At 63.0% G+C, this 11,105-nt stretch carries 6 protein-coding genes; all 6 read right to left on the minus strand.

Annotation, left to right across the window (positions count from 1 at the left end; translation table 11 throughout):
- Positions 1-147 precede the first annotated feature (147 nt).
- The 6 genes from glgX to glgA all read right to left on the minus strand — a co-directional run bounded on the left by glgX (position 148) and on the right by glgA (position 11,095).
- Positions 148-2,337: a glycogen debranching protein GlgX gene (gene glgX / locus AC3Z8Y_RS08280; RefSeq protein ID WP_490089260.1), complete on the minus strand. Its 2,190-nt coding sequence runs from the start codon at positions 2,335-2,337 to the stop codon at positions 148-150.
- 151 nt (positions 2,338-2,488) lie between these two features.
- On the minus strand, positions 2,489-2,830 hold the full coding sequence (locus AC3Z8Y_RS08285; protein WP_490089261.1) for a DUF2934 domain-containing protein: 342 nt from the start codon (positions 2,828-2,830) through the stop codon (positions 2,489-2,491).
- Between the two features lie 14 nt (positions 2,831-2,844).
- Entirely contained in the window at positions 2,845-5,631 is a 2,787-nt protein-coding gene (locus tag AC3Z8Y_RS08290; RefSeq protein ID WP_490089262.1) for a malto-oligosyltrehalose synthase, read from the minus strand.
- Complete coding sequence (gene malQ, locus AC3Z8Y_RS08295; RefSeq protein WP_490089263.1) at positions 5,628-7,718, minus strand: 4-alpha-glucanotransferase; 2,091 nt, start codon at positions 7,716-7,718, stop codon at positions 5,628-5,630. The genes AC3Z8Y_RS08290 and malQ overlap by 4 nt, the downstream gene beginning before the upstream one ends.
- Positions 7,715-9,508, minus strand: a complete 1,794-nt coding sequence (gene treZ / locus AC3Z8Y_RS08300; RefSeq protein ID WP_490089264.1) for a malto-oligosyltrehalose trehalohydrolase — start codon at positions 9,506-9,508, stop codon at positions 7,715-7,717. The genes malQ and treZ overlap by 4 nt, the downstream gene beginning before the upstream one ends.
- 15 nt (positions 9,509-9,523) lie before the next feature.
- Complete coding sequence (gene glgA, locus AC3Z8Y_RS08305) at positions 9,524-11,095, minus strand: glycogen synthase GlgA (RefSeq protein WP_490089265.1); 1,572 nt, start codon at positions 11,093-11,095, stop codon at positions 9,524-9,526.
- Positions 11,096-11,105 lie beyond the last annotated feature (10 nt).

An 11,105-nucleotide genomic window follows, 5' to 3' on the forward strand; every position in this document is an offset into this window, starting at 1 on the left:
GATCGAAAACGGTCACAGGTTCAGACCAGAGGATGGTCAGGGCAGTTCCAGCGACCTCGTCCTGGGACCCATGCAAGCTTCTTCGCAAGCTACGCTGGAAGCCCGGCTACGCCCGCTTCCTGCGGGCGCAGCTCGAGCGTCCGTGGATCAGTCCTCTTCTTCGTGGTGCGCTTCGAACAGCAGGAACGAACGGCCAGTCACCATGAACTCTGTGCCGAAGTCCAGCGCTTCGGGGTCGCGCAGGGTAGGGCGGTTGGTGTCCACCAGGCAGTTCCAGTGGGTGCCCTGGGGCACTTCCGGCAGCGTGAAGTTCACCACGTCATGGTGGGCGTTGACGATGATCAGCAGGGTAGCGTCGTCGCCGCGTTTGCGAATACCCGTAGGTTGGGCGCGGCCGTCCAGTAGCATTCCGAGCGCGCGACCATTGCTATCCTGCCACTGCTCCGGCGTCATCTCGTTGCCGTGAGGATCCAGCCAGGTGACGTCCTTGATCCCCAACTCCTCGTTGTAGGTCCCTACCAGGAACCGATTGCGACGAAGCATCGGGTACGTCAGGCGCAGCTTGGTGAGCCGGCGCACGAACTTCATCAACTGCTTGCCGTCCTCGTCCAGCTCCCAGTTGATCCAACCGATCTCGCTGTCCTGGCAGTAAGCGTTATTGTTGCCGTTCTGGGTGCGGGCGAATTCGTCACCGGCTACCATCATGGGCGTGCCCTGAGAGAACAGCAGCGTTGCGAAGAAGTTACGCATCTGCCGCAGGCGCAGCTCAATGATATTCCGGTCGTCGGTGGGGCCTTCCACCCCGTGGTTCCAGGACATGTTGTTGCTGGTACCGTCCTGGTTGTTCTCGTCGTTCTCTTCGTTGTGCTTCTCGTTGTAGGACACCAGGTCCTTGAGGGTGAAGCCATCGTGAGCGGTAACGAAATTCACCGAGCTGAACGGGCGGCGGCCGCGGTGGTTGAACAGGTCGCCGGAGCCGGTCATGTGCGAGGCGAACGCCGCCAACTTGCCTTCGTCCCCTTTCCAGAACGAACGCACGGTGTCGCGGAACTTGTCGTTCCATTCCGCCCAGCCTGGCGCGAAGTTACCCACCTGATAACCGCCCGGGCCGCAGTCCCATGGTTCGGCGATCAGTTTTACCGACCGCAGTACCGGGTCTTGTCGGCAGGCCACGAGGAAGCTGTGACGCTCGCTGAAGCCGTCGTGATAACGGCCCAGGATCGTCGCCAGGTCGAAGCGGAACCCGTCCACATGCATTTCGCTGGCCCAGTAGCGCAGCGAGTCAGTCACCATTTGCAGTACGCAAGGGTGGCTGAGGTCCAGCGTGTTGCCGGTACCGGAATCATTGATGTAGTAGCGTTTGTCGTCGGGCATCAGGCGATAGTACGAGGCGTTGTCGATCCCCCGCATGGAAAGCGTGGGGCCGCGCTCGTTGCCTTCGGCGGTGTGGTTGTACACCACGTCCAGAATGACCTCCAGGCCTGCTTCATGCAGGTGGGCGACCATTTCCTTGAACTCGGCGATCTTGCCGCTGGCCAGGTATTTGGAATGCGGCGCGAAGAACGCAATGGAGTTATAGCCCCAATAGTTGTTCAGGCCTTTCTCGAGCAGGTGCTGGTCGTTCAGGAAGCCGTGGATGGGCAACAGCTCCACCGATGACACACCCAGTTTCTTGAGGTGGTCCAGAACGTCGGGGTTGCTCATGCCGGCAAAGGTACCGCGTACCGACTCGGCCACCGAGGGATGGCGCATGGTCAGCCCGCGTACGTGGGCTTCGTAAATGACCGTCTTGTCCCAGGGAACCCGCACTGGCTGATCCTGACCCCAGGTGTAGGCCGGGTCGATCACCTTGCACTTGGGCACGAAAGGCGCGCTGTCGCGTTCGTCGAAGCTCAGGTCATCATCGGGGTGGCCGATGGTATAGCCAAACAGAGCCTCGGACCACTTGAGCTCACCCACCAATTGCTTGGCATAGGGGTCGATCAGCAGCTTGTTGTGGTTGAAACGGTGGCCGTTCTTCGGATCGTACGGGCCATACACCCGGTAGCCGTAGATCAACCCCGGATGTGCGTCGGGAAGATAGCCGTGATAAATCTCGTCGGTGTATTCGGGCAGCTCGATCCGGGCGATTTCGTGCTCGCCGCTGGGGTCGAACAAGCACAGCTCGACCTTGGTGGCATGGGCCGAGAACAGCGCGAAGTTCACCCCCAGGCCGTCCCAGGTGGCGCCGAGCGGGAAGGGCAGGCCTTCCCGGATACGGGATGGGTCAATGGGAGATTGCGGAATGTCGGGGTTGGCGGCCGCTTCAGCGGGTTCGGTTTTCTTTTGCCGGCTCATGGGGAGTCCTTCACGTTTCAAACGCTAGAGTAAAAAGTTTGTCGAGGCGGCTGGACCGCTAACTACGAACGCCACCCGGAAGGGCCGCGCTTGGCGGCCTGGGTGGTGTCGTTACAGGCCCGGCAGCAGGGAGCTGGCCGGGCGGGGCAGGTCAGCTCGCTGCGGGCTTCTTGGCGCTGCGAGGTTTTTTCTCGGCGCTGGCCGCCTTGGGTGCAGGCTTGGGTGCCTCGGCAGGCTTGCTGGCCGCAGCCTTGGGCGCGGCCTTCGGTGCAGCCTTGGCCTTGGCAGTGGCCGCAGGCGCGGGAGCCTGCGCGGTCACTTCATCCTTGGGCTTTTTCGGGGCCTTGCGGGGCAGCTTGGCAGGGGCCTTGTCTTCAGCCTCGGCCAGCTTGCGCGCCATTTCCCAGTGCCGCTGCGCATGGCCTTCCGGGCGGCCTTCCGATTCCCAGATGTAGTAGGCAAACTCTTCAACGCGTTTATCGCTAACACTCATAGCCATGCTCCTGATCACGAGTCACTTTGTAGATAGAGGTTGACGGGGAATGCCTTCAGCGCCGTGCTCATCCGCAAGTCCTTGTCCAATGTGACTGCCTGAGATGAAAAAAGTCCCTTAAATTCAAGCCGCGAAAGGTTTTCAGGAAGCCGGACACACGTATCCCCCCATTTTTCGTCCGAAACGAGCAACTTGCCCTCGGCCAGCAATTCGCTGCACAGGCGCGGCACGATCACGATCGCATGGCGGCCTTGATGCTGCCGTGCAAACGCCAGCACTCGATTCGCCTGTTCGCCGTGCACCTCCAGCGGCAGGTAGTCGCCTTGCAGGAACAAGGCCGGTTCCTTGGCCCGGATATTCAGCAAGGCGGCGATCAGTGCTTGCTTCACATGCCCGTCGCTCCAGTTTTCGAGCAGCGCGAGCGGGTCGGTGGCGGTGGCCAACGCTTCGCTCCGGGCAGTGTAGTCCACGGGTCGGCGGTTATCCGGATCGACCAGGCTGAAATCCCAGAATTCAGCGCCCTGATACAGGTCCGGAATTCCCGGCACAGTGGCTTTCAGGGTGGCTTGTACAAGCCCGTTCAGCGCACCTGCCGGTGCAAGTACGTGTACTGCCGAAACGATGGACTGGCGCAGCGCCAACGTGCTGTCGGCTGTCAGCAGGTTCTGCAGGAAGTCCCGGCAGGCACTCTCATAAGCTTCGTTGGGCGCGCTCCAACTGCTCACCAGCTTGGCTTCGCGCAAAGCCTTTTGTTGCCACTGCTGCATACGTTCCGCGTAAGCCGCAAGGCCTGCGGCGTCGTCGGCCTGCAGGTCGAGTGGCCAGCTACCCAGCAGTGCCTGATACAGCATCGCTTCATCGCCACCGGACGGGGCGGGGCCATCGGCATATTCGCCACGCAGGCTGCTGGCCAGCGCCTGCCAATGGGTGATGAGCGCGCCGTACCAGGTACTACGTTCGCTGATCACCGCCAGCCGCGCGCGAGTGTCTTCGCCACGCTTGTGGTCGTGGGTAGCCGTGGCCAGCAGATTGCGCGGGAACGCCGCCGCTCGCAACTGGCACGCTTCATGGAAAGCCTCCGGGGGCGCGCTGAACACTTCGGGGTCGAAGCCTACGTCGTTGCGTGAGATCAACCGGGCACTTCGGTAGAACGCCGTGTCCTCCATGGCCTTGGCGGCCGTAGGCGAGCTGAGCTGCTGGAACCGCACGCAGGCCTGGCGCAGCGTTTGCCGACGGCGCCCCACCGGCAGGCTGCGCCACGGCTCGCCGCCTAACCAGCGCACAAGGAAGTCCAGCACCGGCCAATCGCCCTCGCTGAGGTCGGCGCGGGCGCCTTCCACTGCCTGAGCGAAGAAAGGCTCGTCCTCGGCAGGTCGGCCACAGGGCGTGATGTAGGTACGGTAAACCGTGTAATGCACGATCAACGCCTCGAGCGCCCGACGAATGCTGCCGAGGGTGAAATCCCGGCTCATCAGGTCACTGCGGGCCACCTGCAACAGGGCCTGGGCCACGGACTCGAAATCGCCTGCCAAGGTGCCATGGAGTACAAACCTGCGCCCGGCACGCACCTCTTCCATGAAATCGGCGCTGCGCCCGCTCATCCGTACCCAAAGGTCGCTGAGGTGTTGCTCGCCACGCGGGTCATGCTGCACCAGCGACACCTGGTTCATGAATTCATAGCCGGTGGTGCCGTCCACGTTCCAGTCGCGGTGTAGCTGCTCGCCATTGCCGAGGATCTTTTCCACGAAAATCGGGAAGTGCTCTACTTTAGCTTCAGCGGGGCGCTTGGGCAGTAGTCGCTCCACGCGCCGACGCAGTTTGCGGCAGTAGGCACGTGGGTTGGCCAGGCCGTCCACGTGGTCGATGCGCAGGCCGTCCACCAGGCCTTCTTCCACCATCTGGAAGATCTTGGCGTGGGTAGCCTCGAACACCTCGCCGCGTTCCACACGCAGCCCGCCCAGTTCGTTGATGTCGAAGAAGCGCCGCCAGTTGATGTCGTCCGCGGCGGTGCGCCAGCTGGCGAGGCGGTAATGTTGCCGTTCCAGCAGGCGGTGCAGGCGGTCGAAGCCTTCTGGCGTAGTAGAGTCGTACAGCTTGAGCACGGTCTCCAATGCCCGGAACACCGCGCCCTCGGCCGCCAGGTCAGCCAACTCCTGGCGCAACGCCGGTGCCTGGGCATAGGCATTGGCGTCATGTGCCAGCGCGCCAAAGCGCTCACCGATGACTTCGAGCCGGTTGTCTACCGCAATGCTTAGAATGCTTGCGTAGTCGGGGGGGCAGATGGGGAAGCGGTGTTCATAGTGCTCCACATAGAAACTGCCGGCTTCAGCGTCGAAGCGCAGCGGGATGTCGCCGTTTTGCAGGGCTGTTCCGTAGTCGCTGCCCAGGAATGGAATCAGCAACTGGCCCTCGAGCAGGGGATCGGGCGAATGCCACTGGATATCGAAGAAATTCGCATAGGGGCTGCGACGGCCCCATTCCAGCAAGTCGAGCCACCAAGGGTTGCTGGCACCACCTACCGCCATGTGGTTGGACACGATATCCAGCACCAGTCCCATCTGCCGCTCCCGCAGCGCGACAACCAGCCTGCGCAGGGCAGGCTCGCCCCCCAGTTCGGGGTTCACTACGGTGGGATCGACCACGTCATACCCGTGCATGGAGCCGGCGCGGGCCTTGAGCAGTGGAGAGGCGTAGACGTGGCTCACGCCTAGCTGCTCGAAGTAAGGCACCAGCGCAATAGCGTCATCAAGGGTGAAATCTTTGTGGAATTGCAGGCGAATACTGGCGGTAAATGGCTTCATCGGTCACGCTCATGAGCTTGTCGGCGGGCTACGGCAAGGAGTTCCAGGCGGCGCGCCGGGTCGGGCAGGTCAAGCAGGGCAGCACCGGTCGCCTCCAGGCGCCGACGCCAGTTGGGGTGTTCGTCAACGGTGCCAGGCAGGTTGGGCTGTTCCACCAGCCCCAGGGCGTCCTCGATGGGCAGCAGCACCAGGGGTGCCTGGGTATGGCCCACGAAGCGAACGCTGCCATCGATCACTTGGTCGGCGATGTCCGGGTCCTGGCGTTCCTCGACAAAGTTTTGCGGGTCCTGCTTTAGAATGTGCTCCAGGCCACGCTTTTCCTTTACCCGGGTTTCACGCCATTCCCGTTCGGTTTTCTCGTCGATCAACTCCAGGCGACGGGTCCAGCCGATTTCATTGGTCTGCCACCAGCCCTTGAGCGGGGGCAGATCGTGCGTACTGGTGGTTGCCAGGGCGTTGTCCGGCCACTCCAGCAATTGCTTGAAGTCACCGGGATGGTTCTGTTCGAACAGCAGCACGCGCATGCCAAGGATGTCCCGGGCCGCGAGTTTTTCCCGCAGCCCGTCCGGCACAGTGCCCAGGTCTTCACCCAGCACGATGGCCTTGTGGCGATGGGATTCGAGTGCCAGCAGGCGCAACAGGTCGTCCAGCGGGAAGTGCAAGTAGGCACCTTCGGTAGGCTTCTCGCCCTGCGGGATCACCCACAGGCGATTCAGGCCCAGCACGTGGTCGATCCGCAGCCCGCCGGCGTGGGCGAAATTGGCCTGCAGCATCTCGATGAAGGCCCGAAAGCCATTGCGCTTGAGCCCTTCGGGAGAAAAGGCCGAGATGCCCCAGCTCTGGCCCGAGCGGTTGAGGATGTCCGGCGGAGCGCCGACGGTCACTGCTGCGAGCAGTTCATCCTGTCGGCTCCAGGCCTGGCTGCCAGCACCGTCCGCGCCCACAGCCAGGTCTGCAATCAGGCCGATGCGCATGCCGCTGGCTTTGGCGGCGGTCTGGGCGCGCTCCAGGCTGCGCGCGATCAGCCACTGGCCGAAGGCGTAGAACTCGATTTCCTGAGCGTGGGCCTTGGCAAATTCGGCCACATCGGGGCTGCGCGGGTGGCGCCAGGCCTCGGGCCACTGCCGCCAGTCCTGGCTTTCGCCTTTGCGCGCACATTCGGCTTGCAGGGCTTCGAAGCAGCAATGGTCGGCCAGGGCCTCGCCGCCCTTCTGGCGGAAGCTGGCGAAATCCTCCTGCATGGGGTGTTCGGTTTTAGTGAAGCTTTCATGAAGCTCGCGCAGCAGCTTCAGCTTGGCCTCGGCGGCCTTGGGCCAATCCACCAGCTCGAGCTTTTCAAGTTCTGCCAGCGTGCCTTCAAGGTTGAGGCGCTCGATGGCGGCGCGCACCGTATGCTCGCCCAATACCGCGCCGGGGGCGGCATACAACGCATTGAGAAACAGCCGGCTAGACGGTGAGTAAGGGCTGTAGCGGGTGGTATCGCTGCTGAACATGGCATGCATGGGGCTTATCGCCAGGGCGTCGGCACCTCGCTCACCTGCAGCGCGTACCATCTCTTCCAGTGCTTGCGTGTCGCCGAAGCCGCCGTCATGAGGGCGACGCAGTGAATACAACTGTACGCCCAAGCCCCATGCGCGAGGTGCGTCGACACCTAGCGCATCGGCCACGTTGTAACAGCGGGCCGGCGCCACAGCCACGGTGAAGTGCTGATCGCCCACCCGAACCTGCTGATAACCCACCGGGAGCATACCGGGCAGTGCCGCTTGGGCATCGAGCTTGAGCTCCAGTTCGCCGCCGTCTTCCAGATGCACCGTGCAGGCCGCCCCGGGGGCCAACCAGCGGCTCAACGCCAGTGGCTTGCCATAGTCGGCGGTGAGCAGGGGAGGCAGGCGGTGATTGTCTTCCTCCGCCTGCAGCACGCGCAGGCTTTCGGTCACATCCTCGTCGCTGTTCGCCGGGTGGCCCAACGCGCTCAGCACATTGCGCAGCACGTCGGGGCTTACGGTTTGCGGGCGGTTGTTGGCGTCGGTCCACTCCACAGCGATACCGACCTTTTCGGCGAGGCTTCTGAGCGCTTGATCACTCATTGGGTGGCCTCCAACGGGTCGCGTGGGATAAGGCTGACCAGCGCGGTGTATGCCGGGAGCTCGCCGGCTTGATCGAAGCGCGCGTTCGGGCCGCGGCTATCGAACAGCCAGTAGCGGTCGAAGGGCAGCTCTGCCACCACCGCCTGGTCGCTCAGGTTCAGGTCGATCTGCCAGGTGGAGCCATCGCCCAGCTGCCAGCGCGCCGAGACGGCCTTGTCGGCAAGAATGGTCACGCCGAGCGAGCGACTGCCCGGCAGCCGTGGCATCAGGTCACGGCGGCGCATGCTGAGCAAATGAACATACAGTTCTACCCAAGGGCCGCGCTGGTGTTTCTCGAAGTCATCGAAGGCGGGGCGCGAGTGTTTGAATGTGGACTCCGAGTTCGGGTCCGGAATCTTGTCGCGGCGCTCCGGGTCCTGGAAAGCACTGAAGGACTTGAACTCGGAACGGCGGCCGTTGCGCACGGCCTCGGCCAGTTCGCCATGGAAGCTGGTGAAGAACTGGAACGGTTCGGCCGCGCCCCACTCGTCGCCCATGAACATCAGGGGGATCATCGGCGAGGCCAGCAGCAAGGTAGTCGCGGCACGCAGGGCGGGCTCCGACGTCAGCTGAGACAAGCGCTCGCCAAACGCGCGGTTGCCGATCTGGTCGTGGTTCTGCAGGAACAGCACGAACGAGGTAGGGTTCAAATGCCCGCTGGGCTCACCGCGCGCCACGCCGTGGCGGTTGGTATGGCCCTGGTAAACAAACCCTTCGCCCAGGCAGCGCGCCAGCTTGGCCGTGGTGTCCTGGGCGTAGTCTTCGTAATAGGCTTCGGTTTCGCCGGTAAGCAGCACGTGCAGTGTGTTGTGGCCGTCATCGTTCCATTGGGCGTCGTAGCCTTCCTGAAGCAGGTGAGCCTCGTTGTGTTCGTTTTCCAGGTTAAGCCACACATGGCGGCCAGCCGGGATGGCCCGGCGGATGCGGCGGGCCATTTCCTGGAGGAAATCAGGGTCTTCAATGGCGTGTACGGCGTCGAAGCGCAGGCCGTCGAAGCGGTAGTCCAGCAGCCACATGAGCGCATTGTTGACGAAGAAATCCCGCACCTGCGGGCGACGGAAGTCGATCGCCGCGCCCCAAGGGGTGTGTTTATCCTCGCGGAAAAAGCCCTTGGCATAGCTATTAAGGAAGTTACCGTCCGGCCCGAAGTGGTTGTACACCACGTCCAGGATCACCATCAGCCCGTGTTCGTGAGCGGTATCGATCATCGCCTTGAGCTGGTCGGGCGTGCCATAGGCATGCTCGGGTGCATAGGGCAGCACGCCGTCATAGCCCCAGTTGCGGTCACCGGGGAATTCGGCGACGGGCATCAGTTCGATAGCGGTGATGCCCAGCGCCGCCAGCCGTGGCAGTTGCCTGGCCACGCCTTCGAAACCACCCATCAGGCCTACATGCACCTCATAGATGACGGCCTCGTGCCAAGGGCGGCCTTGCCATTGGGCGTGGCGCCAGGGGTAGGTGGCGTGGTCGACAACCACGCTGGCGGAATGAACATCACTTTGCTGCGCCCGCGAGGCAGGATCGGGAACGGTAAGGTCGTTGTCGATCTGGTAGCGGTAGGTAGTGCCTGCGTCGCAGGCAGCCTCGGCGGTGAACCAGCCGTCAGCCTGTGCGGTCATGGCAAGCTGCTCGCCATCATCGAACAGCACGCTGACAGTGTTGGCATCAGGGGCCCAGAGTGCGAAGCGGGTAAGGTTATCGCCCACACGGGTGGCCCCGTGTGCCCAGGTAACAGGTTGCAGGTCAGCCATGTCGGCACTCCTCGATCAGTAATGCCGACCGGCCCGCCCATGTGAGCGGTTGACCAGCTTTGTATAAAGTTCGGCGTAGGGTTCGACGGCCTGAGACCAGTTGAACGGTTGAGTCATGGCACGGCAGCGCATGGCGTTCAGCAGGTCCGGTTTGCTGAAGGCATAAAAGGCGCGTTTCAAGGCCTCTTCGTAGGCCGCCACCGAGGGTTCGTCGAACAGGAAACCGGTCACACCGTCTTCGATGGTGTCGGCCAGGCCGCCGGTTTTGCGTGCCACTGGCAGCGAACCGAATCGCTGGGCGTACATCTGGCTCAGGCCGCATGGCTCATAGCGGGAGGGCATCAGCAAGAAATCGCTGCCGGCGAACATGCGTCGGGCATCGGTTTCGTTGAAGCCGATACGGGCCGACACCTGCCCCGGATAACGCTTGGCCAGGTCACGCATGGCCTGTTCTTCTTCAGGCTCGCCACGGCCGATGATCGCGATCTGACCGCCGTTGCGCACGATGTAGTCGGTCACCCCTTCGGTAAGGTCCAGGCCTTTCTGGTACACCAGGCGCGACACCACCGCGAACAGCGGGCCAGTGGACGGCGTCAGGCCGAACAGGTTGCGCACATGCTCGGCGTTCACCGCCTTGCCGTCCCAGTCGTTCAGGCTGAAGGGGCAGACCAGGTGCGGATCGGTGGCTGAATCCCAGCTGGCGTCAATGCCGTTGGGAATACCGCTGAGCAGGCCCTGATGCGCCTTGCTGGTGAGGAAACCATCCAGCCCGCAGCCAAACTCGGGGGTGGTGATCTCTTCGGCGTAGGTAGCGCTCACCGTGGTGATATGGCTGGAATAGGCCATGCCGGCCTTGAGGAACGACAGCTTGCCGTAGAACTCCATGCCTTCCTGTTGCAGCGCGTGCTCGGGAATGCCCAGTTCAGGGCAGCAGGCCAGGCTCACCACACCCTGGTAGGCCAGGTTGTGGATGGTAAACAGGGTGGGGACGTTCACGCCGCGCCAGTGCATATAGGCCGGGGCCAGGCCGCTCGGCCAGTCGTGGGCATGAACCAGGTCGGGTTTCCAGTGCACCATGCCATGGCCGGCGGCGATGTCGCAGGCGGCCAGGCCGAGGCGGGCGAAGCGGATGTGGTTGTCTGGCCAGTCCCGGCCGTTCACGGCGCCGTAGGGGTTGCCATCGCGCTCGTACAGTTCGGGGCAGATCAGTACGTAGATCACCAGCCCATCGGCAGTGTCCATACGCCCGACCTTGCAAGGCGGCAAGGCAGCGTGGCCGCCCAGCTCGCCCACGATATGAATAGGGTTGTCGCTTTCCAGCACTTGAGGGTAGCCGGGGATAAGCACGCGCACGTCGTGCAGGTGGCTCATCGCGCGGGGCAATGCCGCCGACACGTCGCCCAGGCCCCCGGCCTTGATCAGATCCGCCATTTCCGATGTCACGAACAGCACTTTCTTGCGGTTCGGATTCGCCGTGTGGTCCGGTTGCAGCACCCTGCTGGTCGAAGTGATAGCCGGCAGCGAGGCAACCTCGCTGACCTGCTGATTGAAACGCTCTCCATGGGTTTCGACAGCGGCACTGATCATCAAACTCTCT

The organism is Pseudomonas sp. 3MAES_34.3B (assembly GCF_058145875.1).

What these genes read in the sequence shown, in the direction of transcription:
- glgA (WP_490089265.1), bottom strand. Translation starts at nt 11,095, where the DNA reads ATGATCAGTGCCGCTGTCGAAACCCATGGAGAGCGTTTCAATCAGCAG.
- malQ (WP_490089263.1), bottom strand. Translation starts at nt 7,718, where the DNA reads ATGAGTGATCAAGCGCTCAGAAGCCTCGCCGAAAAGGTCGGTATCGCT.
- AC3Z8Y_RS08285 (WP_490089261.1), bottom strand. Translation starts at nt 2,830, where the DNA reads ATGAGTGTTAGCGATAAACGCGTTGAAGAGTTTGCCTACTACATCTGG.
- glgX (WP_490089260.1), bottom strand. Translation starts at nt 2,337, where the DNA reads ATGAGCCGGCAAAAGAAAACCGAACCCGCTGAAGCGGCCGCCAACCCC.
- treZ (WP_490089264.1), bottom strand. Translation starts at nt 9,508, where the DNA reads ATGGCTGACCTGCAACCTGTTACCTGGGCACACGGGGCCACCCGTGTG.
- AC3Z8Y_RS08290 (WP_490089262.1), bottom strand. Translation starts at nt 5,631, where the DNA reads ATGAAGCCATTTACCGCCAGTATTCGCCTGCAATTCCACAAAGATTTC.